Genomic DNA, 22,480 nt, shown 5'->3' with positions numbered 1-22,480 from the left:
ATGGTAGATAACAATCAGATTGTAGATAACAACTACAAGCACACAAGCGTATTGCTGGATGAGGCGGTTAATGGCCTGAACATCCGTGATAACGGCATCTATATTGACGGAACTTTTGGCCGTGGTGGCCACTCGCGTCTGATTTTGTCCCAACTTGGGCCAGAAGGGCGCCTAATAGCAATAGATCGTGACCCACAAGCGATTGAAGCAGCGAAATCTATTACAGACCCACGTTTTTCTATCGTACACGGCCCATTTTCTGATTTAGCACATTATGTGCGGGAATTGGATTTAGTCGGTCGTATTAACGGTGTATTGCTGGATCTAGGTGTCTCCTCTCCCCAATTAGATGATCCTGAGCGCGGCTTTTCCTTCATGCGCGATGGGCCATTGGATATGCGTATGGACCCAACTCGTGGGATATCAGCAGCTGAATGGTTGATGAAAGCCAGTGCTGACGATATCGCTTGGGTGTTGAAAACCTTCGGTGAAGAGCGTTTTGCCAAACGTTTAGCCAAGGCCATTGTTGAGCGTAACCTCACTCAACCGATGACACGCACTAAAGAACTGGCGGATTTGATTGCCAATGCCAGCCCATTCCGCGAAAAACATAAGCATCCTGCGACGCGCAGTTTCCAAGCTATCCGCATCTATATCAACAGCGAATTGGAAGAGATCGAGCGCGCACTCGACGGTGCTCTTGAAGTTTTGGCACCTGAAGGTCGTTTATCGGTCATTAGCTTCCACTCGCTTGAAGACCGTATTGTGAAAAACTTTATCCGTCATCACAGCCGCGGCCCACAGGTTCCGGCAGGTCTGCCATTGACGGAAGCACAGTTACGCAGCATGGGGGGCCGCACCTTGAAATCTGTCGGCAAAATGATGCCGCCGGATGCTGAAGTGGCCGAGAACCCGCGGGCGCGTAGCTCGGTATTACGTTTTGCCGAGAGGATTAAAGAGTGATAGGTAACGAACGCCACGGTTTAGTTGGAGTCATCGGCGGGGATTTACTCCGCAATGCGAAGATCCCGTTGATTCTACTGATTGCGGTGTTGGTGTCTGCCATTTTTGTTGTGACCACCGCCCACCGTACGCGTTTGCTGACCGCTGAGCGCGAACAGTTGGTACTGGAACGGGATGCGCTGGATATTGAATGGCGCAACTTGATTCTGGAAGAAAATGCATTGGGTGACCACAGCCGTGTTGAAAGTATCGCAACCGATAAGCTAAGAATGCAACATGTTGATCCATCACAAGAAAACATTGTGGTTCAGCAATAGGTTTTTCCAATAAATAAAGGAATTTGTCGCCACCATGACTCTGAGTAGCCAAGGTAACGCATGAAAGCAGCGCGCCCCGGGAAGTTAAAGCGCCAGGAAGAACAAGCCAGCTTTATAAGCTGGCGTTTTGCGTTGCTGTGCGGCTGTATTTTGCTGGCATTGGTCGGCTTGATGTTACGTACTGCTTATCTGCAAGTGATTAATCCCGATAAGTTGGTGCGTGAGGGTGACATGCGCTCATTGCGGGTACAGGAAGTCCCTACTGCGCGTGGGATGATAAGTGACCGATCTGGCCGACCATTGGCGGTCAGTGTGCCTGTTAACGCTGTTTGGGCCGATCCCAAAGAGTTGACTGAACGCGGTGGCATTACTCTCGATACCCGCTGGAAAGCCCTGTCTGATGCTTTGGAAATCCCATTAGACCAACTGGCGGCGCGTATTAACGCTAACCCGAAAGGGCGTTTTGTTTACCTGGCTCGCCAGGTTAACCCGGCAATTGGCGACTATATCCACAAGTTAAAATTACCCGGAATCTATTTGCGCCAAGAATCCCGTCGTTACTATCCGGCTGGGCAAGTGATGGCCCATATCATCGGTGTAACTAATATCGATAGCCAAGGTATTGAAGGTGTAGAAAAAAGCTTTGACCGCTGGCTTACCGGGCAGCCGGGCGAACGTACTGTACGTAAAGACCGTTATGGCCGCGTTATTGAGGATATTTCCTCCGTGGACAGTCAAGCGGCACACAATCTGGTGTTGAGTGTTGATGAGCGCTTGCAGGCGTTGGTATACCGCGAGCTGAACAATGCAGTGGCATTCAACAAAGCCGAGTCTGGGACCGCAGTGCTGGTCGATGTGAATACCGGCGAAGTGTTGGCGATGGCGAACAGCCCATCCTATAACCCGAATAACCTCACCGGTACGCCGAAAGATGCGATGCGTAATCGGGCAATTACCGATATTTTTGAACCCGGCTCGACAGTTAAGCCAATGGTAGTGATGACGGCATTACAGCATGGCGTTGTGAAAGAGAATAGCGTGCTGAATACCTTGCCGTACTTTGTTAACGGTCACCAGATTAAAGACGTGGCCCGTTATGCAGAGCTATCTGTGACCGGGATCTTGCAGAAGTCGAGTAACGTCGGTGTTTCTAAACTGGCGTTAGCGATGCCATCCTCAGCTTTAGTAGAAACTTACTCAAAGTTTGGGTTTGGGAAAGCGACCAATTTGGGGTTGGTCGGAGAAAGCAGTGGCTTATATCCTAAAAAACAACGGTGGTCTGACATAGAGAGGGCCACCTTCTCTTTCGGCTACGGGCTAATGGTAACACCGTTACAGCTAGCGCGAGTCTATGCAACCATCGGCAGTATGGGGATTTATCGCCCGCTGTCGATTACTAAAGTTGACCCGCCAGTGGCCGGTGAACGCGTCTTCCCTGAACCGCTGGTGCGTACCGTGGTTCATATGATGGAAAGCGTGGCATTACCTGGCGGCGGGGGCACCAAAGCGGCAATCAAAGGTTACCGAATTGCCATTAAAACCGGTACCGCCAAGAAAGTCGGCCCTGATGGCAAATATATGGACCGATACCTCGCTTACACCGCTGGCGTCGCGCCTGCGAGTAACCCTAGATTTGCTCTGGTTGTGGTCATCAATGACCCGCAGGCAGGGAAATATTACGGTGGTGCGGTTTCTGCACCGGTGTTCGGTGCCATCATGGGCGGTGTACTGCGCACCATGAACATTGAGCCAGATGCATTACCCACTGGTGATAAAAGCGAATTAGTGACTAATACAAAAGAGGGTTCAGGTGGCAGATCGTAATTTGCGCGACTTACTCGCTCCTTGGGGGCTAGACGTCCCGGAGCGTGCGCTACGGGAAATGACATTAGACAGCCGTGTTGCCGCTGCCGGGGATTTATTTGTCGCTATTGTCGGCCATCAGACGGACGGGCGTCGCTATATCCCGCAAGCTATCGCTCAAGGTGTGGCGGCCGTGGTCGCTGAAGCTGATGGTGTGGCACCGGATGCCAGTATGGTCGAGATGCATGGTGTTCCTGTTATATATCTGCGTAATTTGAATCAGCACTTATCCAAACTGGCGGGACAATTTTACCATCAGCCGGGTGCCGCATTACGTTTGGTCGGAGTGACGGGAACCAATGGTAAAACCACCACCACTCAATTGCTGGCACAATGGGCTCAAAAGTTGGGCGAAACCAGTGCAGTGATGGGGACGGTTGGCAATGGTCTGTTAGGTCAGGTTATCCCGACTGAGAACACCACCGGCTCAGCGGTTGATATCCAGCATTTGTTGCGCAATCTGGTCTCACAAGGGGCAACTTTCGCTGCGATGGAAGTCTCTTCCCACGGTTTGATTCAGAACCGCGTTGCTGCATTGCCGTTTGCTGCCGCAGTGTTCACTAACTTAAGCCGTGACCATCTGGATTATCACGGCAATATGGCGAGTTACGAAGCAGCAAAATGGCTGCTGTTCTCCACCCATCAGTCCGAACACAAAATCATTAATGCTGATGACGAAGTTGGTCGCCGCTGGTTAGGGCAGTTACCGCAAGCGGTCGCCGTGAGTATGGAAAGCAATATTCCTGTGGGTTGGAATGCCTCATGGCTATCTGCCACTCAGGTTCACTATCACGATAATGGTGCCAGCATTGCTTTTGATTCAAGCTGGGGAGAGGGGCAGTTAGAAAGCCGTTTGATGGGGGCATTCAACGTCAGTAACTTGCTGGTGGCACTGGCAACACTGCTTTCACTGGGTTACCCACTAACACAATTATTAGCTGCCGCACCTCATCTACAACCGGTGTGTGGGCGGATGGAAGTATTTAATGCACCGGGCAAACCAACGGTAGTGGTGGATTATGCCCACACACCGGATGCATTGGAAAAAGCACTGGCGGCGGCGCGTTTACATTGTAAAGGCCAACTGTGGTGTGTATTTGGTTGTGGTGGTGATCGTGACAAAGGTAAGCGCCCACTTATGGGCGGTATCGCGGAACAACTGGCTGATCGGGTAGTTGTCACTGATGATAATCCCCGTAGTGAAGAGCCGCAGGCGATTATCGCCGATATCCTCAGCGGATTGCTGGATGCCGGACATGCACAAGCCATCCATGGTCGTGCAGAAGCCGTGACCAGCGCCATCATGCAAGCTAAAGCCGATGATGTGGTGTTGATTGCGGGCAAAGGACATGAAGATTATCAATTGGTCGGCAATCGCCGCTTGGATTACTCCGACCGAGTCACCGTCGCGCGTCTGTTGGGGGTGGTGGCATGATTAAGGTCTCACTGCATTTTCTGTCCACACTGCTGAACGCTGAATATATTGGTCGCGATAACGCCGATATTATCGAAGTGACCATTGATACCCGTAAGGTCACTCCTGGGTGTTTATTTGTTGCGCTGAAAGGCGAGCGTTTTGATGGACATGACTTTGCAGAAGATGCTGTTGCCGCTGGCGCTGGTGCTTTGCTGGTAAGTAAACACTTACTGGTGGAGGCACCACAATTAGTGGTTAAAGACACCCGTCTGGCATTGGGGCAATTAGCGGCATGGGTGCGCCAGCAAGTGCCTGCCCGAGTGGTGGCCTTAACCGGTTCCTCTGGTAAAACCTCGGTAAAAGAAATGGTTGCGGCGATTTTGCGCCAATGTGGCAAGGTGCTTTATACCGCTGGTAACTTTAATAATGATATCGGCGTGCCGCTGACCTTGCTGCGTCTGACGCCCGAGTATGATTTTGCTGTCATTGAGCTAGGTGCCAACCATATCGGTGAAATTGCCTACACGACGGACTTAAGCCGCCCTGAAAGTGCTTTGGTTAACAATTTAGCTGCCGCACATTTGGAAGGTTTTGGCTCATTGGCCGGTGTGGCTAAAGCCAAAGGTGAGATTTTTGCCGGCTTACCCGCGAATGGCACTGCGATTATTAATGCTGATAGCAATGACTGGCCGCACTGGCAGGAAACATTGCATAACAAGCGGGTGTGGCGTTTTGCACCTCTCGGCGCAGAAGATATCGATTTCTTTGCCAGTGACGTGCGTATTACACCGCAAGTCACCCATTTCACTCTGCATTCTCCCTTCGGCACGGTGGCTATCGAATTACCACTGCCGGGGCGACATAACATTGCCAATGCATTAGCCGCCGCGGCGTTAGCCATGTCGGTCGGCGCTAGTTTAGCTGCCGTTCGCGAGGGGTTGACTCAATTACAGGCCGTACCGGGTCGATTATTCCCGATTGAGCTTGCTGCTGGCAAGTTGCTGCTCGATGACAGCTACAATGCCAATGTCGGTTCCATGACCGCCGCCGCGCAAGTGCTGGCCGAAATGCCGGGCTATCGAGTGATGGTAGTAGGTGATATGGGCGAGTTGGGCGAAACCGCAGTCGATTGCCACCGTCAGGTGGGCGAAGCCGCGAAACAGGCGGGCATCGATAAAGTCCTTAGCGTAGGTACATTAAGCCAGACACTGAGCGGTGCAAGCGGGTGCGGCGAACATTTTCAGGATAAGAACACTTTGGCAGCCCGTGTCAGTGAGTTGCTGCTCGAACATCCGGTTATCACAGTCTTAATTAAAGGTTCACGTAGCGCCGCCATGGAAAATGTCGTGCGTGCGTTACAGGAGAAGGCATCATGTTAGTTTGGTTGGCTGAATACTTAGTAAAATTTTACTCGGGTTTTAACGTCTTTTCTTATTTGACGTTCCGCGCCATTGTCAGTCTGTTGACGGCATTAATTATCTCGTTGTGGATGGGGCCGCATTTGATCGCCTATTTGCAGAAATTACAGATTGGTCAAGTCGTCCGTAATGACGGGCCAGAGTCACATTTCAGTAAACGCGGCACCCCGACTATGGGGGGCCTGATGATTTTGTTCTCCATCACTATTTCGGTTCTGATGTGGGCTTACCCGTCTAATCCGTATGTGTGGTGTGTACTGTTTATTCTTATTGGTTATGGGATTGTCGGTTTTATCGATGATTATCGCAAAGTGGTACGTAAAGACACCAAGGGCCTGATCGCTCGCTGGAAATACTTCTGGCAGTCCATCATTGCACTGGCTGCTGCTTTTGCGATGTACAGCATTGGTAAAGATACCCCGGCCACTGAGCTGGTGGTGCCCTTCTTCAAGGACATCATGCCGCAGCTTGGCTTGCTGTATATCCTGCTAGCTTATTTCGTCATTGTAGGCACCAGCAACGCAGTCAATTTAACCGACGGGTTGGATGGTTTGGCGATTATGCCGACAGTATTTGTTGCTGGCGGTTTTGCATTGGTAGCCTGGGCGACCGGTAACGTGAACTTTGCTGCATATCTGCACATCCCTTACCTGCGCCATGCTGGCGAGTTGGTGATTGTTTGCACCGCAATTGTCGGGGCTGGGCTGGGCTTTTTATGGTTTAACACCTACCCGGCCCAAGTGTTTATGGGTGATGTTGGCTCTCTGGCATTGGGTGGAGCGCTGGGTACCATCGCGGTATTGCTGCGCCAAGAGTTCTTATTAGTGATTATGGGCGGGGTGTTCGTGGTTGAAACACTGTCGGTCATCTTGCAAGTCGGTTCCTTTAAGTTACGTGGGCAGCGTATTTTCCGGATGGCCCCGATTCATCATCATTACGAGCTTAAAGGCTGGCCAGAACCGCGAGTGATTGTGCGCTTCTGGATTATTTCGCTGATGCTGGTGCTGATTGGCCTGGCGACGCTGAAGGTGCGGTAATTATGGTTGATTATCAGGGTAAAAAAGTCGTCATTATCGGGCTGGGGCTAACCGGCCTTTCCTGCGTTGATTTCTTCATCGTGCGTGGCGTAACGCCGCGAGTGATGGATACCCGTATCAATCCACCGGGCCTGGATAAATTACCCGAAAATGTCGAGCGCCATGTTGGTGACTTGAATCAGCAGTGGTTATTGGACGCTGATTTGATTGTTGCCAGCCCCGGTATTGCGCTGGCACATCCTGCTTTGAGTGAAGCCGCTGACGCAGGTGTTGAGATTGTCGGCGATATCGAACTGTTCTGCCGTGAAAATCAAGCACCGGTGGTAGCGATTACCGGCTCTAACGGTAAAAGTACTGTAACCACTTTGGTCGGCGAGATGGCGAAAGCGGCTGGTTGGCAGGTGGGTGTAGGGGGCAATATTGGTGTGCCTGCCCTGAACTTACTGAAACAGTTGACCTTGCAAAAACACGAAAACCAATTGGTGGTGTTGGAGTTATCCAGCTTCCAGTTGGAAACCACTTCAAGTCTACGTGCCAGTGCAGCAACCATATTGAACGTGACAGAAGATCACACTGACCGTTATCCATTCGGTTTACAGCAATATCGCGCAGCTAAACTGCGGGTATATGAAAACGCTAAAGTTTGTGTTGTGAATGCCGATGACGCGCTCACTATGCCAGTCCGCGGTGCTGATAATCGCTGTATCAGCTTTGGGGTGGATGTCGGTGATTACCATTTGAATAAGCAGCAGGGAGAGATCTGGCTGCGGGTTCGTGGCGAGAAAGTGCTGAATACTCGGGAAATGAAATTAACCGGACGGCATAACTATACCAATGCGCTAGCCGCACTGGCATTGGCTGATGCTGTGGGTATCCCGCGTTCATCAAGTTTGAAAGCATTGACCACGTTCACAGGTTTGCCACACCGTTTCCAGTTGGTGTTTGAACACAATGGCGTGCGTTGGATTAACGACTCCAAAGCGACCAATGTGGGTAGCACAGAAGCTGCTCTGGATGGTTTACAGGTTGATGGTACTTTGCATTTGTTACTGGGCGGCGACGGGAAATCGGCAGATTTCTCTGGGCTAACCCGCTTTTTACAAGGCGACCATATCAAGATTTATTGTTTTGGGCGTGATGGTGAGCAACTGGCTGAACTGTGTCCGGAAGTGTCGCAACTGACTGAAACAATGGAACAAGCTATGGTGTTGTTGGCGAAATCATTGGCACCGGGCGATATGGTGTTATTGTCACCCGCTTGCGCCAGCTTGGATCAGTTCCGCAGTTTTGAGCAACGTGGTGATGAGTTTGCTCGTCTGGCAGAGGAATTGGGCTGATGCGTATGCCGGGGCTGGGGCTGTTTAATATCGTAAAACATTTTGTGATGGGGTCGCGCGAAAGCGACACCACCAGTATGGTGCTTTACGACAGAACCTTGCTGTGGCTGACATTCGGTTTGGCGATTATTGGTTTTGTGATGGTGACATCGGCATCTATGCCCATCGGTCAGCGTTTGGCCAGTGATCCTTTCCTGTTTGCCAAGCGAGATGCGCTGTATCTGGCGCTGGCTTTTGGTATGTCGCTGGTAACCCTGCGTATCCCGATGGCCGTCTGGCAGCGCTACAGCAATATTATGTTGCTGATTTCTATCGTGATGCTGTTGGTGGTATTGGTGGTGGGGAGTTCAGTCAACGGGGCATCCCGCTGGATCTCACTCGGGCCACTGCGTATTCAGCCCGCTGAACTATCCAAGTTATCGCTGTTTTGCTACCTAGCCAGCTATCTGGTGCGTAAGGTGGAAGAGGTTCGCAGTAACTTTTGGGGTTTTTGTAAACCCATGGGCGTAATGGTTATTTTGGCAGTATTACTGCTCGCACAACCCGATTTGGGTACCGTGGTAGTGTTGTTTATTACTACATTGGCCATGTTGTTCTTGGCCGGTGCCAAGATGTGGCAGTTTTTAGCCATTATCGGTTCTGGCGTGTTTGCCGTTTGCCTGCTCATTATTGCTGAACCTTACCGTATGCGCCGAGTGACATCATTCTGGAACCCATGGGCGGATCCCTTCGGCAGTGGTTACCAGTTGACCCAATCACTGATGGCCTTTGGCCGCGGTGAATTCTGGGGGCAGGGCTTAGGGAATTCAGTGCAAAAACTGGAGTATTTACCGGAAGCACATACTGACTTTATTTTCTCGATTTTAGGCGAGGAACTCGGGTATTTCGGTGTGGTTCTTGCATTGTTAATGGTATTCTTCGTCGCTTTTCGTGCTATGTCCATTGGTCGTCGCGCTTTAGAGATAGATCAGCGATTTTCTGGCTTTTTGGCCTGTTCGATTGGTGTCTGGTTTAGCTTTCAGGCGCTGGTTAACGTTGGGGCTGCTGCTGGAATGTTGCCAACCAAAGGTTTGACACTGCCGCTGATAAGTTACGGTGGTTCAAGCCTGATTATTATGTCAACGGCCATAGTGCTGTTGTTACGCATTGATTTTGAAACACGTTTGGCAAAAGCCCAGGCGTTTGTAAGGAGTGCCCGATGAGTGGCAAAACCAAGCGTTTAATGGTGATGGCGGGTGGCACTGGGGGGCATGTATTCCCGGGCCTGGCCGTGGCTCATCATCTGATGGCGCAAGGCTGGCAGGTGCGTTGGTTAGGCACCGCTGACAGAATGGAAGCGTCATTGGTACCCAAAAACGGCATTGAAATTGATTTTATTGAGATTTCTGGCTTACGCGGTAAGGGCTTGATGGCCCAACTGACCGCGCCGGTGCGTATTTATCGCGCGGTGCGTCAGGCGAAGAAAATCATGCGTGATTACCAACCGGATGTGGTGTTGGGAATGGGCGGTTATGTTTCCGGCCCCGGTGGTTTGGCAGCATGGTTGTGCGGCATCCCTGTGGTATTACATGAGCAAAACGGGATTGCGGGTTTGACTAACCGCTGGCTGGCCAGAATCGCGAAAAAGGTTTTACAGGCATTTCCAGGGGCATTCCCGCATGCCGAAGTAGTGGGTAACCCGGTTCGTACTGATGTACTGGCATTGCCATTACCCGCTGAGCGCTTAGCCGGTCGCGAAGGGCCGATTCGGGTGTTAGTCATTGGCGGTAGCCAGGGTGCGCGAGTACTGAATCAAACCTTGCCTCAGGTTGCAGCAACATTGGGTGAACAGATAAATATTTGGCATCAGGTGGGTAAAGGCGCATTACCTGATGTGTTGCATGCCTACCAGCAAGCAGGGCAGGGTGATAAGCATCAGGTAGTTGAGTTTATTGATGACATGGCTGCAGCTTATGCCTGGGCGGATGTGGTGGTTTGCCGCTCCGGTGCGTTGACGGTCAGCGAAGTTGCCGCCGCAGGGTTACCGGCGATTTTTGTACCGTTCCAACATAAAGACCGGCAGCAATATTGGAATGCATTGCCGCTGGAAAAAGCCGGCGCCGCCAACATTATTGAACAGCCACAATTTACAGCACAAGCGGTGAGCAACCTGTTAACCGAGTGGGATCGCCCCACCTTATTAGCGATGGCCGAGCAAGCAAGATTAGTGGCTATTCCTGACGCAACTGAGCGAGTGGCCGCCGAAGTGGTCGCTGCCAGTAAGTGATACAGAAAAGATAGTTACTGAAAAGAAAGATAGTTATCGCTCGCACTTATGCGGGCTATGAATATGTAACAGACAAAAAAGTGAAGAAAACGTGAATACACAACAACTGGCGAAACTACGTACTATCGTGCCCGAGATGCGTCGCGTCCGGCACATTCACTTTGTTGGCATCGGTGGTGCCGGCATGGGTGGTATCGCTGAAGTGTTGGCAAACGAAGGTTATCAGATTAGCGGTTCAGATTTGGCACCCAATCCGGTCACTCAGCATTTGACTTCATTAGGCGCACAGATTTATTTCCATCACCGTCCAGAGAATGTGCTGGATGCCAGTGTGGTGGTGGTTTCAACAGCAATTTCTGCGGATAACCCGGAGATTGTTGCAGCTCGCGAGGCGCGTATTCCAGTGATTCGTCGTGCTGAGATGCTGGCTGAATTGATGCGTTTTCGTCATGGGATTGCGGTTGCTGGTACGCACGGTAAAACGACCACCACAGCGATGGTTTCCAGCATTTATGCCGAAGCAGGTTTGGACCCAACTTTTGTGAATGGCGGTTTGGTTAAAGCGGCAGGCACTCATGCCCGGTTAGGTTCCAGCCGTTACCTGATTGCAGAAGCTGATGAGAGTGATGCGTCATTCCTGCATTTGCAGCCGATGGTGGCGATTATCACCAACATCGAAGCCGACCATATGGATACTTATCAGGGCGACTTTGAGAATTTAAAACAGACATTTATTAACTTTTTGCACAACTTGCCATTCTATGGCCGTGCGGTGATGTGTATCGACGATCCGGTAGTGCGAGAGCTATTGCCACGGGTAGGCCGCCATATCACCACCTACGGTTTCAGCGATGACGCCGATGTACAGATCGCCAGCTACCAACAAGAAGGCCCGCAGGGGCACTTCACACTGAAACGGCTGGATAAGCCGCTGATGACAGTGACCTTGAATGCACCGGGCCGTCATAACGCGCTAAATGCGGCTGCGGCAGTGGCAGTCGCGACCGAAGAAGGCATTGAAGACGATGATATCCTACGTGCATTGGCAGGGTTCCAGGGGACAGGCCGCCGCTTTGATTTTCTCGGCAACTTCCCGCTGGCACCGGTCAACGGGAAAGAAGGCAGTGCAATGCTGGTGGATGACTATGGTCATCACCCGACAGAAGTGGATGCCACAATTAAAGCTGCGCGTGCTGGCTGGCCGGATAAACGTATTGTGATGGTATTCCAGCCACACCGTTATACCCGAACACGCGATTTGTATGATGACTTTGCTAACGTTCTGTCGCAAGTTGATGTTTTACTTATGTTAGATGTGTACGCAGCCGGAGAACCGCCGATCCCAGGCGCGGATAGCCGCTCGTTGTGCCGTACCATCCGTAACCGTGGCAAGTTGGACCCTATTTTGGTGTCCGACAGTGATACGGTGCCAGAAGTGTTAGCACAAGTGCTGAACGGCGATGACCTGATTCTGGTTCAGGGCGCAGGCAACATTGGTAAGATTGCCCGTAAATTGGCTGAGCTTAAATTGCAGCCACAGACAAAAGACGAGGAACATCATGGCTGAGAAAGTTGCGGTACTGCTGGGTGGGACCTCTGCTGAACGTGAAGTGTCATTGTTATCAGGCCAGGCGGTATTAGCGGGCTTGAGAGAGGCGGGTATCGATGCTCACGGTATAGATACTAAAGACTTCCCGGTAACACAGCTTAAAGAACAAGGTTTTGACAAGGTATTTATCGCTTTGCATGGCCGCGGTGGTGAAGACGGTACGCTGCAAGGGGTGTTGGAGTTTCTGCAACTGCCTTATACCGGCAGCGGCGTGATGGCTTCGGCGCTGACAATGGATAAATTGCGCACCAAATTGGTATGGCAAGCCTCAGATTTACCCATTTCGCCTTATGTCGCGCTAAATCGTCAACAGTTTGAAACACTTTCGTCAGAGGAATTGGCGGCATGTGTCGCTAAGCTTGGCCTGCCATTAATTGTTAAGCCAAGTCATGAAGGCTCTAGCGTAGGAATGAGCAAGGTTAATCAGGCGAGTCAATTGCAGTCTGCTCTGGTTGAAGCTTTCCGTCATGACACCGATGTGTTGATTGAGAAATGGTTGAGTGGGCCAGAATTTACTGTCGCGATCCTCGGTGATGATGTTTTACCGTCGATCCGCATCCAGGCTCCCGGCGTGTTTTATGATTATGAAGCTAAATATCTGTCGGATGAGACCCAGTACTTCTGCCCAAGTGGTTTGAGTGCTGAGTTAGAGCAACAGTTGGCTGCATTGTCATTACAGGCCTATCAGGCATTGGGTTGCAGCGGTTGGGGCCGTGTTGATGTCATGCAAGACAGCGATGGCAGTTTCTATCTGCTTGAAGTGAATACTTCACCGGGTATGACCAGCCACAGTTTAGTGCCGATGGCTGCCCGCCAATATGGGTTGAGTTTTTCCCAGTTGGTAGCTCGAATTCTGACGTTGGCTGACTGATATGTCACAAGCTGCCCTAAATGCGCGTGAACGTGCGGCTGAAAACAGCGCAGCCCGGCGCAGTAATGGAGGCCAATTAGCAGGGCTGATTTTCCTGCTGATGGTGCTGGGTACCATCCTCTGGGGAGGCTGGGTGGTAGTAGGTTGGATGAAAGATGCCAGCCGATTGCCACTGTCGAAACTGGTGGTGACCGGTGAGCGCCATTACACCACCAATGACGATATTCGCCAGGCGATTCTGTCATTGGGCGCACCGGGTACCTTTATGACGCAGGATGTCAATATCATCCAGCAGCAGATTGAGCGGTTACCGTGGATTCAGCAGGCCAGTGTGCGCAAACAGTGGCCGGATGAGCTGAAGATCCATCTGGTGGAGTATGTGCCTTTTGCGCGCTGGAATGATTTGCATATGGTTGATGAGCAGGGGCGGTCATTCAGTGTGCCGTCTGAGCGAGTCGGCAAACAGAAATTGCCATTACTGTATGGCCCGGAGGGCAGTGAACAGGATGTTCTTGAAGGCTACCGGGCAATAAACAAAGTGTTAGCGGCCAATAAGTATCAGCTAAAAATGGTGGCAATGAGTGCCAGACATTCTTGGCAGTTGGCCTTAGATAATGATGTTCGGCTGGAGCTGGGACGGGATGACCGGATGGGGCGTTTGCAACGTTTCATCGAGTTGTATCCGATGTTGCAACAGCAGCCAGATAAACGGGTCAGTTATGTTGATTTGCGATATGAAACAGGGGCTGCAATAGGTTGGGCTCCGGTATTTATCGGCAGTCAGGGTGGTGAGCCACCAGTAAATGGCCAGCAGAACAGTAATCCGCAACAGAATCAGGCACAGGCAAAACAACAATGATCAAGTCGACGGACAGAAAACTGGTAGTAGGTCTTGAGATCGGAACGGCAAAGGTCTCCGCATTGGTAGGGGAAGTTCTGCCCGATGGCATGGTCAATATTATTGGGGTTGGCAGTTGCCCGTCCCGTGGCATGGATAAGGGTGGAGTTAACGATCTTGAATCGGTAGTTAAATGCGTTCAACGCGCTATCGATCAGGCAGAGTTAATGGCGGATTGCCAAATTTCATCTGTATATCTGGCATTATCGGGCAAACATATCAGTTGTCAGAATGAAATAGGGATGGTTCCTATTTCAGAAGAGGAAGTAACTCAGGAAGATGTAGAAAACGTAGTGCATACCGCGAAGTCGGTACGTGTGCGTGATGAGCATCGTATCCTGCACGTTATTCCGCAGGAATATGCCATCGATTACCAAGAAGGTATCAAGAATCCGGTGGGGCTTTCTGGCGTGCGGATGCAAGCTAAAGTGCACCTGATTACCTGCCATAACGATATGGCGAAGAATATTGTTAAAGCGGTGGAGCGGTGTGGCCTGAAAGTGGACCAACTGATTTTCGCCGGTTTAGCGGCAAGTTATGCAGTATTGACCGAAGATGAACGCGAACTGGGTGTCTGTGTGGTCGACATCGGCGGCGGTACCATGGATATGGCGGTTTATACCGGTGGGGCGTTGCGCCACACCAAAGTTATCCCTTACGCCGGGAACGTGGTGACTAGCGATATCGCGTATGCTTTCGGGACACCGCCTACAGATGCGGAAGCGATTAAAGTTCGACACGGCTGTGCGCTCGGGTCGATAGTCAGCAAGGACGAAAGTGTAGAAGTGCCAAGTGTTGGCGGACGCCCTCCCCGTAGTCTGCAAAGACAGACGCTCGCTGAGGTTATAGAACCACGCTACACCGAACTGCTGAATTTGGTTAATGACGAGATTTTACAATTGCAGGAGCAATTACGTCAGCAAGGCGTGAAGCATCATCTGGCAGCCGGTATCGTGCTGACAGGCGGAGCGGCACAAATTGATGGTTTGGCTGAATGTGCTCAACGGGTATTCCATGCCCAGGTTCGCATCGGCCAACCGCTCAATATCACCGGGCTGACGGATTATGCACAGGAACCTTATTACTCCACTGCTGTTGGGCTGTTGCACTATGGTAAAGAATCTCATCTCAGTGGTGAGTCAGAAGTAGAAAAACGTGCCTCAGTGGGCAATTGGTTTAAACGCATCAATAGCTGGCTGAGAAAAGAGTTTTAATGTTTCAACAAAGAGATCATGCTGAACATATTTTTTGATCTCGAAGCGACAGGCACAAAACGGAGAGAAACTATGTTTGAACCTATGGAACTAACCAATGACGCGGTGATTAAAGTCATCGGCGTCGGTGGTGGCGGTGGTAATGCCGTCGAACACATGGTGCGCGAGCGCATCGAAGGTGTTGAATTCTTCGCCGTTAATACAGACGCTCAGGCGCTACGTAAGACGGCTGTTGGCCAAACCATCCAAATTGGTAGCGGTATCACCAAAGGTCTGGGTGCTGGCGCGAACCCAGAAGTGGGGCGTAATTCAGCAGAAGAAGACCGTGAAGCTCTGCGTGCAGCCCTTGAAGGCGCAGACATGGTCTTTATCGCCGCAGGCATGGGCGGTGGTACCGGTACTGGTGCTGCTCCTGTTGTTGCTGAAGTAGCGAAAGAACTGGGTATTCTGACAGTTGCTGTGGTTACCAAGCCTTTCAATTTTGAAGGCAAGAAACGCATGGCATTCGCTGAGCAGGGTATTGCTGAATTGTCCAAGCATGTGGACTCACTGATCACTATCCCTAACGATAAGTTGTTAAAAGTTCTGGGTCGTGGCATCTCCTTACTGGATGCATTCGGTGCAGCCAACGACGTATTAAAAGGCGCTGTTCAGGGTATCGCCGAGTTGATTACCCGCCCAGGCCTGATGAACGTCGACTTTGCTGACGTGCGCACAGTGATGTCCGAAATGGGTTATGCCATGATGGGCTCAGGGGTAGCGTGTGGTGAAGATCGTGCTGAAGAAGCTGCAGAAATGGCGATTTCCAGCCCGTTGCTGGAAGATATCGACCTGTCTGGCGCTCGTGGCGTGTTGGTCAACATCACTGCTGGTTTCGATTTGCGTTTGGACGAATTCGAAACTGTGGGTAACACTATCCGTGCATTTGCATCTGACAATGCGACCGTCGTTATCGGTACATCGTTAGACCCGGAAATGAATGACGAACTGCGCGTAACTGTGGTTGCAACCGGTATCGGCATGGATAAACGTCCTGAAATCACGTTGGTTACTAACAAGCAGACACAGCCTGTTATGGATCACCGTTACCAGCAGCATGGCATGTCACCTTTACCTCAGGAAGTTAAACCTGCAGCTAAAGTGGTCAATGACCCAACTGCTCAAACCAATAAAGAGCCCGATTATTTGGATATTCCGGCATTTTTGCGTAAGCAAGCCGACTAATTTCTGAAAAAATTGGAATCTCCGCTCTTTGTGCTAAACTGTCCCGCCGATCTTGTTATAAGCTTGGTCGGTAGGATGGATAACATTGCGAGATAAAACGATGATCAAACAAAGGACTTTAAAACGTATTGTTCAGGCGACTGGCGTCGGTTTGCACACCGGTAAGAAAGTCACACTGACAATGCGACCCGCGCCGGCTAACACCGGGGTCATCTATCGTCGCACTGACTTGAATCCACCGGTTGATTTTCCGGCAGATGCAAAATCCGTGCGTGATACCATGCTCTGTACTTGCCTGGTCAATGAGCATGACGTGCGTATTTCTACTGTTGAGCATCTCAACGCTGCTCTGGCAGGGTTAGGGATTGATAACATTATTATTGAAGTTAACGCTCCCGAAGTACCGATAATGGATGGTAGTGCCAGTCCATTCGTGTACTTGCTGCTGGATGCGGGTATCGAAGAGTTAAACTCTGCGAAGAAATTCCTGCGTCTGAAAGAGACTGTGCGGGTTGAAGACGGTGATAAATGGGCTGAATTGTCTCCATTCAATGGATTCCGTTTAGATTTTACCATTGATTTTAATCACCCGGCGATTGACTCCAGTACGCAGCGCTACCGTTTAGATTTCTCGGCCGATTCATTTGTCCGTCAAATCAGCCGTGCGCGTACTTTTGGTTTCATGCGTGATATCGAATATTTACAGTCCCGCGGTTTGTGCCTGGGCGGTAGTTTCGATTGTGCCATCGTGGTAGATGACTACCGTGTATTAAACGAAGATGGCTTGCGCTTCGAAGATGAATTTGTTCGTCATAAAATGCTGGACGCCATTGGCGACCTGTTTATGTGTGGCCACAATATTATTGGCGCATTTACTGCGTACAAATCAGGTCATGCATTAAACAACAAGCTATTGCAGGCTGTTTTAGCTAAGCAAGAAGCTTGGGAATTTGTGACGTTCCAAGACGAAGCCGAAATGCCATTGGCATTCAAAGCTCCGTCTACAGTATTAGCTTACTAAATTTATTTATACCCAAAGTAATTGAAGTTGCAGGTAGGCAGAAATCGAGTGAATCCCGCTGAGCTGACTGAAGTCAGTGATTCGGGTGAATGAGAGCAGCTAACAACCCTGCAAATTTAAGTAATAAGGGTAAATTTATTTATCACTTTTGGTTGTGCTGGCACTCTCTCCGGCCAGCGCAGCCAATCGTTCCAATATTGTCCTCAGTTTTTCAGGGCTACGGCTCGCTAATCCTCTTAATTCCTTAGCGCTCTCCAAACTTAGATGACGCAATGGCGGCGATTTCTCAGGATCTTGTGAAGATTTTGCGACATTCTGCGCATGGTTATGACCGCTGGTCATTAACGACGGATTAATCCTGATGTCGATTGAAGACAATGATGGTAGAATTTGCGCTCGTAGTGCAGAGAGTAATGCCGGTTGTTCATAGCGCAAGCGCATTAACCAACTGGCGTTCGCGGTTTCTAGCACTAAAACACTCTGGCGATAGTTAGCAACACGGCACCATGGCTGCAATTGTGAAGGGAGCAATCCTTTTACCGCACGGTTAAGTTTTAACAGTGCAGTAGCGCGTTGTTGTACGTTGTGCAGCGGTCCATTTTCTGCTGCAATTGCATCATCGAACAGAACATCTAATAATTGTGGGCGGCTTTCACGCATTGACAAGGCTCCGGCGGATTTTAAACTCGTGATCGGTATTCTAAATCGTTGGCGACAATTTGGCAGACGTTATTTCTGGCCGCATCTCCTTTTGGGGATGGTAGCGGCGAGTCTTGGCGTGCCATCAAACCTGTCTGGCGTTTCTGATCAAGCTGCGATACCGAACACGTCATCAAGCCAAAGCCGTCAGAATTACGGTGCGACAAACTTTAGTAGTTTGGCATTGCTGCATGATATGCATCGTCGCCCTTCATTCAGCGTAGACTACTGGCAACAGCATGCACTGCGCACGGTTATTCGTCATCTTTCATTTGCACTGGCACCTCAAGCGGCCTATGCCCGAGTGCAAGAAGTGGCAGAGGCAGAACAAGTACAGTCATCACAAATTCAGCAGCTTGCATTATTAAATACCCTGAATGCGTTACTGACTCACGAGTTCAAACCACCCACTATTATTCGCTATACCGAGCAGGTTGAACGGCCTGTTCTTTCGCTGCATAAACCGGGACTTTGGCTTGCACAAGTACAAGGTATCCGTGCCGGGCCCGCCAATTTCATCTAATTATTCTCTTGGCTTCCCTCAATTTTATACAACTTTTGGCCACCGGGTTGGTGGTTTTGTAAGAGACATTAAGAATCATGCTAATTAAATTATTAACCAAAGTTTTTGGCAGTCGTAACGATCGTACATTGCGCCGTATGCGGAAGGTGGTTGATCTTATCAACCGTATGGAGCCTGAAGTCGAAAAGCTGACAAATGAGGAGTTACGTGCCAAAACTGACGAATTCCGTGAGCGTTTGGCAAATGGAGCCGTGCTGGAAACGTTGATCCCTGAGGCTTTTGCTGTCGTGCGCGAGGCCAGTAAACGTGTGTTTGGCATGCGTCACTTCGATGTGCAGCTGCTTGGCGGTATGGTACTGAATGAACGCTGTATTGCAGAAATGCGTACGGGTGAAGGTAAAACGCTGACTGCAACTCTGCCAGCCTACCTGAATGCGTTGAGCGGGCGTGGTGTCCATGTGGTTACCGTCAACGACTATTTGGCTCAGCGTGACGCCGAAAATAACCGTCCCTTGTTTGAGTTCCTGGGCCTGAGTGTGGGTATCAACTTGCCAAATATGGCAGCTCCAGCTAAGCGTGCTGCTTATGCTGCGGATATCACCTATGGTACCAACAACGAATTTGGTTTTGACTACCTGCGCGATAACATGGCGTTCAGTCCAGAAGAACGTGTGCAGCGCAAACTGCATTACGCGTTGGTGGATGAGGTTGACTCCATCTTGATCGATGAAGCACGTACTCCGCTGATTATCTCCGGCCCGGCCGAAGATAGTTCAGAGATGTATATTCGGGTTAACAAGCTGATTCCAAAACTGATTCGTCAGGAAAAAGAAGACTCTGATACTTTCCAGGGCGAAGGTCACTTCTCTGTGGATGAGAAATCACGTCAGGTGCATTTGACCGAACGCGGTTTGATCAAAATTGAAGAAATGCTGGTAGAAGCGGGCATCATGGAAGAGGGGGAGTCACTGTATTCTCCAGCTAACATCATGTTGATGCATCATGTAACGGCAGCTCTGCGCGCTCATGTATTGTTCACCCGTGATGTTGACTACATTGTGAAAGACGGTGAAGTTATCATTGTTGACGAACATACCGGGCGTACCATGCAAGGTCGTCGTTGGTCAGATGGCTTGCATCAAGCGGTTGAAGCAAAAGAAGGCGTAGAAATTCAGAACGAAAACCAGACGCTGGCTTCAATCACTTTCCAGAATTACTTCCGCCTCTATGAAAAACTGGCCGGTATGACCGGTACAGCAGATACCGAAGCATTCGAATTTAGCTCCATTTACAAGTTGGATACCATTGTTGTTCCAACCAACCGCCCAATGATCCGTAAGGATTTGGCTGATTTGGTCTACATGACCGAACAGGAAAAGATTGGTGCGATTATCGAAGATATCCGTGAGCGCACTGCTAACGGCCAGCCGGTATTGGTGGGGACTATTTCGATTGAGAAATCAGAAGTGGTATCTGCTGAATTAACGAAAGCAGGCATTGAACACAAAGTTCTGAACGCCAAGTTCCACGCCATGGAAGCTGAAATTGTTTCCCAAGCGGGGCAACCGGGCGCGGTAACTATCGCGACTAACATGGCGGGTCGTGGTACCGATATCGTATTGGGTGGCAGCTGGCAGAGTGAAATTGCCTTACTGGAAAACCCAACAGAAGACCAAATTGCGGCAATTAAAGCCGCGTGGCAGATTCGCCATGATGCCGTACTGGCCTCCGGTGGTTTGCACATTATTGGTACTGAGCGCCATGAATCTCGCCGTATCGATAATCAGCTGCGTGGTCGTGCCGGCCGTCAAGGTGATGCTGGTTCTTCCCGCTTCTATCTGTCAATGGAAGATGCCCTGATGCGTATTTTTGCCTCTGACCGTGTGTCTGGCATGATGCGTAAGTTAGGAATGAAACCAGGTGAAGCGATTGAACACCCGTGGGTGACTAAAGCTATCGCCAATGCGCAGCGTAAAGTTGAAAGCCGTAACTTCGATATTCGTAAGCAATTACTGGAATATGATGATGTGGCCAGCGACCAACGCCGGGCTATCTACAGCCAGCGTAATGAGCTGTTGGATGTGGCTGATGTGAGTGAAACCATCAACAGTATCCGTGAAGATGTATTCAAAACGGTTATTGATAGCTACATTCCAACCCAGTCTCTGGAAGAAATGTGGGATGTCGAAGGCTTGGAACAGCGTCTGAAAAATGATTTCGACCTAGATATGCCAATTGCTCAATGGTTGGAAGATGAACCACAACTGCACGAAGAAACTTTACGTGAACGCATTTTGCAATTGGCAATTGCTGATTATCAGCGTAAAGAAGAAGTAGTTGGTTTTGACATGATGCGTAACTTCGAAAAAGGTGTGATGTTACAAACACTTGATTCGTTGTGGAAAGAGCATTTGGCGGCAATGGATTACCTGCGTCAGGGCATCCATCTCCGTGGCTACGCACAGAAAGATCCTAAACAAGAATACAAGCGTGAATCTTTCGCGATGTTTGCTGCAATGTTGGAATCACTGAAATATGAAGTGATCAGCGTTCTGAGTAAAGTACAGGTGCGGATGCCGGAAGAAGTAGAGGCATTGGAAGTACAACGTCGCGAAGAAGCTGAACGTTTGGCTAAACAGCAACAACTTAGCCACGAATCTGATAACAGCGCACTGATGTCACAGGAAGAAGCCAATGTGGCTGCCAGCCTTGAGCGCAAAGTCGGGCGCAATGATCCGTGCCCATGTGGTTCAGGTAAGAAATACAAGCAGTGCCACGGTCGCCTACAGTAATATTTTAGGCATAAGTTGATGCATTGATAACGAGGGCGGCTTAAACACCGCCCTTTATTTTGCTTATCTTTTGAGTACGAGTGAACTGGTGGGGGAGTGCTCAGACCAACATTGATGCCCTGACAGGAGATAATAATTGAAACACTTACAAATTGCAGTTGGGATTATCCGTAATTCCCAGCAAGAGATCTTTATTACCCAGCGTGCCGCTGATTCCCATATGGCTGGGTTTTGGGAGTTTCCCGGCGGCAAAATTGAGCAAGATGAAACACCCGAAGTTGCATTGAAACGTGAGCTGTTGGAAGAAACAGGAATTGCGGTGAAAGAGGCGGTTTTGCTTAAAGTGTTAGAGCACACATTTACTGACCGCATAGTAACATTAAGTTTTTATTTGGTTGAAGAATGGGATGGTAAACCCTTTGGTCGCGAGGGCCAGCCGATGCGTTGGGTGAAGCAATCTGACCTGCTGGCTGAAGAGTTCCCACCTGCCAATGCAGCCATCATTGAATTACTTACTCACCTTCGTACTTAAAGTTGCAGGGTTGTTAGCTGCGCTCACTTACCCGAATCACTTACTTGAGTAAGCTCATCGGGATTGTGAGCCTCATCAGCGGCTCACCCTGTAGGCCAGCGTAAGCTCTGTTCAAAGTGATTTACAACCAGTTTATCACTCAATAGCTGCCTACCTGCAACTTCAATTACTTTGGGTATTGCATGGTATTTAATATTATTAAGTTGCTCTATTTTATGAAGTAATAGGGGATCAGTGCTTAGGCGGCTCTTCTTCGCTCCATTCATCACTATCAGATAGCTCACCATTACTGGAAATGCGTTTTTCTTCGTCGGCCCACTCACCTAAATCAATCAGCTGGCAACGCTTGCAGCAAAATGGGCGATAAGGGCTTTGCTCGCCCCAGATAACAACTTTTCCGCAGGTCGGACAGTTAACTTCTATGACTTCAGTTTCCATGTTTTCTCCTAAAATCTATCCAATGCCAGCGACTAATCACA

General features: G+C 50.0%; 20 protein-coding genes. 18 read left to right on the top strand and 2 right to left on the bottom strand.

Annotated features, from left to right (window positions below):
* From rsmH to lpxC, 15 genes are all read left to right on the top strand, one after another.
* Nucleotides 1-963 (top strand): 16S rRNA (cytosine(1402)-N(4))-methyltransferase RsmH, encoded by a 963-nt coding sequence (gene rsmH, locus ACF3VQ_RS17380; RefSeq protein WP_392432304.1) that lies wholly within the window; start codon nt 1-3, stop codon nt 961-963.
* Nucleotides 960-1,280 (top strand): cell division protein FtsL, encoded by a 321-nt coding sequence (gene ftsL / locus ACF3VQ_RS17375; RefSeq protein ID WP_005156880.1) that lies wholly within the window; start codon nt 960-962, stop codon nt 1,278-1,280. Before rsmH ends, ftsL begins: the two co-directional genes overlap by 4 nt.
* Nucleotides 1,281-1,340: 60 nt before the next feature.
* Nucleotides 1,341-3,104 (top strand): peptidoglycan glycosyltransferase FtsI, encoded by a 1,764-nt coding sequence (locus ACF3VQ_RS17370; protein WP_004388992.1) that lies wholly within the window; start codon nt 1,341-1,343, stop codon nt 3,102-3,104.
* The gene (gene murE, locus ACF3VQ_RS17365) at nt 3,091-4,578 is read left to right on the top strand and encodes a UDP-N-acetylmuramoyl-L-alanyl-D-glutamate--2,6-diaminopimelate ligase (RefSeq protein WP_392432303.1); all 1,488 of its coding nucleotides are present in this window, start codon (nt 3,091-3,093) and stop codon (nt 4,576-4,578) included. The genes ACF3VQ_RS17370 and murE overlap by 14 nt, the downstream gene beginning before the upstream one ends.
* Nucleotides 4,575-5,939: a UDP-N-acetylmuramoyl-tripeptide--D-alanyl-D-alanine ligase gene (murF, locus tag ACF3VQ_RS17360; protein WP_392432302.1), complete on the top strand. Its 1,365-nt coding sequence runs from the start codon at nt 4,575-4,577 to the stop codon at nt 5,937-5,939. The genes murE and murF overlap by 4 nt, the downstream gene beginning before the upstream one ends.
* The gene (gene mraY / locus ACF3VQ_RS17355) at nt 5,933-7,015 is read left to right on the top strand and encodes a phospho-N-acetylmuramoyl-pentapeptide-transferase (RefSeq protein WP_005167069.1); all 1,083 of its coding nucleotides are present in this window, start codon (nt 5,933-5,935) and stop codon (nt 7,013-7,015) included. The genes murF and mraY overlap by 7 nt, the downstream gene beginning before the upstream one ends.
* Nucleotides 7,016-7,017: 2 nt before the next feature.
* On the top strand, nt 7,018-8,352 hold the full coding sequence (gene murD, locus ACF3VQ_RS17350) for a UDP-N-acetylmuramoyl-L-alanine--D-glutamate ligase (protein WP_392432301.1): 1,335 nt from the start codon (nt 7,018-7,020) through the stop codon (nt 8,350-8,352).
* Complete coding sequence (ftsW, locus tag ACF3VQ_RS17345; protein ID WP_392432300.1) at nt 8,352-9,554, top strand: cell division protein FtsW; 1,203 nt, start codon at nt 8,352-8,354, stop codon at nt 9,552-9,554. Before murD ends, ftsW begins: the two co-directional genes overlap by 1 nt.
* A complete protein-coding gene (gene murG, locus ACF3VQ_RS17340; RefSeq protein WP_392432299.1) occupies nt 9,551-10,618 on the top strand; it encodes an undecaprenyldiphospho-muramoylpentapeptide beta-N-acetylglucosaminyltransferase in 1,068 nt (355 codons plus the stop codon). Before ftsW ends, murG begins: the two co-directional genes overlap by 4 nt.
* A gap of 91 nt (nt 10,619-10,709) precedes the next feature.
* Nucleotides 10,710-12,185, top strand: a complete 1,476-nt coding sequence (gene murC, locus ACF3VQ_RS17335) for a UDP-N-acetylmuramate--L-alanine ligase (protein WP_392432298.1) — start codon at nt 10,710-10,712, stop codon at nt 12,183-12,185.
* Nucleotides 12,178-13,098 carry a D-alanine--D-alanine ligase gene (locus ACF3VQ_RS17330; RefSeq protein WP_392432297.1) on the top strand — a complete coding sequence of 307 codons (921 nt, stop codon included), beginning with the start codon at nt 12,178-12,180 and terminating at the stop codon, nt 13,096-13,098. The genes murC and ACF3VQ_RS17330 overlap by 8 nt, the downstream gene beginning before the upstream one ends.
* Before the next feature lies 1 nt (nt 13,099).
* The gene (gene ftsQ / locus ACF3VQ_RS17325) at nt 13,100-13,957 is read left to right on the top strand and encodes a cell division protein FtsQ (protein WP_005167080.1); all 858 of its coding nucleotides are present in this window, start codon (nt 13,100-13,102) and stop codon (nt 13,955-13,957) included.
* Entirely contained in the window at nt 13,954-15,210 is a 1,257-nt protein-coding gene (gene ftsA, locus ACF3VQ_RS17320; protein WP_002210431.1) for a cell division protein FtsA, read from the top strand. The genes ftsQ and ftsA overlap by 4 nt, the downstream gene beginning before the upstream one ends.
* Before the next feature lie 72 nt (nt 15,211-15,282).
* Entirely contained in the window at nt 15,283-16,434 is a 1,152-nt protein-coding gene (gene ftsZ, locus ACF3VQ_RS17315; RefSeq protein WP_004389003.1) for a cell division protein FtsZ, read from the top strand.
* A 100-nt stretch (nt 16,435-16,534) separates the two neighbouring features.
* Nucleotides 16,535-17,455 (top strand): UDP-3-O-acyl-N-acetylglucosamine deacetylase, encoded by a 921-nt coding sequence (gene lpxC / locus ACF3VQ_RS17310; protein ID WP_004389005.1) that lies wholly within the window; start codon nt 16,535-16,537, stop codon nt 17,453-17,455.
* A gap of 135 nt (nt 17,456-17,590) precedes the next feature.
* Here lpxC and ACF3VQ_RS17305 read toward each other — a convergent pair whose 3' ends face one another.
* Nucleotides 17,591-18,115, bottom strand: coding sequence for a DUF721 domain-containing protein (locus tag ACF3VQ_RS17305; RefSeq protein ID WP_392432296.1), 525 nt, complete (start codon nt 18,113-18,115; stop codon nt 17,591-17,593).
* A 28-nt stretch (nt 18,116-18,143) separates the two neighbouring features.
* Between ACF3VQ_RS17305 and secM the strand changes: the two genes are divergently transcribed.
* From secM to mutT, 3 genes are all read left to right on the top strand, one after another.
* Nucleotides 18,144-18,677: a secA translation cis-regulator SecM gene (secM, locus tag ACF3VQ_RS17300; RefSeq protein WP_392432295.1), complete on the top strand. Its 534-nt coding sequence runs from the start codon at nt 18,144-18,146 to the stop codon at nt 18,675-18,677.
* A gap of 77 nt (nt 18,678-18,754) precedes the next feature.
* Nucleotides 18,755-21,469 (top strand): preprotein translocase subunit SecA, encoded by a 2,715-nt coding sequence (secA, locus tag ACF3VQ_RS17295; protein ID WP_392432294.1) that lies wholly within the window; start codon nt 18,755-18,757, stop codon nt 21,467-21,469.
* 136 nt (nt 21,470-21,605) lie between these two features.
* The gene (mutT, locus tag ACF3VQ_RS17290; protein WP_392432293.1) at nt 21,606-22,001 is read left to right on the top strand and encodes an 8-oxo-dGTP diphosphatase MutT; all 396 of its coding nucleotides are present in this window, start codon (nt 21,606-21,608) and stop codon (nt 21,999-22,001) included.
* A gap of 231 nt (nt 22,002-22,232) precedes the next feature.
* On the opposite strand, the gene yacG is transcribed toward mutT, so the two are convergent.
* Nucleotides 22,233-22,439 (bottom strand): DNA gyrase inhibitor YacG, encoded by a 207-nt coding sequence (gene yacG / locus ACF3VQ_RS17285; protein ID WP_050075903.1) that lies wholly within the window; start codon nt 22,437-22,439, stop codon nt 22,233-22,235.
* Nucleotides 22,440-22,480: the final 41 nt, after the last annotated feature.

It is taken from the genome of Yersinia fenwicki, assembly GCF_043099325.1.
Classification (GTDB): Bacteria; Pseudomonadota; Gammaproteobacteria; order Enterobacterales; family Enterobacteriaceae; genus Yersinia.
This window is presented reverse-complemented; position numbering and strand designations above follow the sequence as displayed.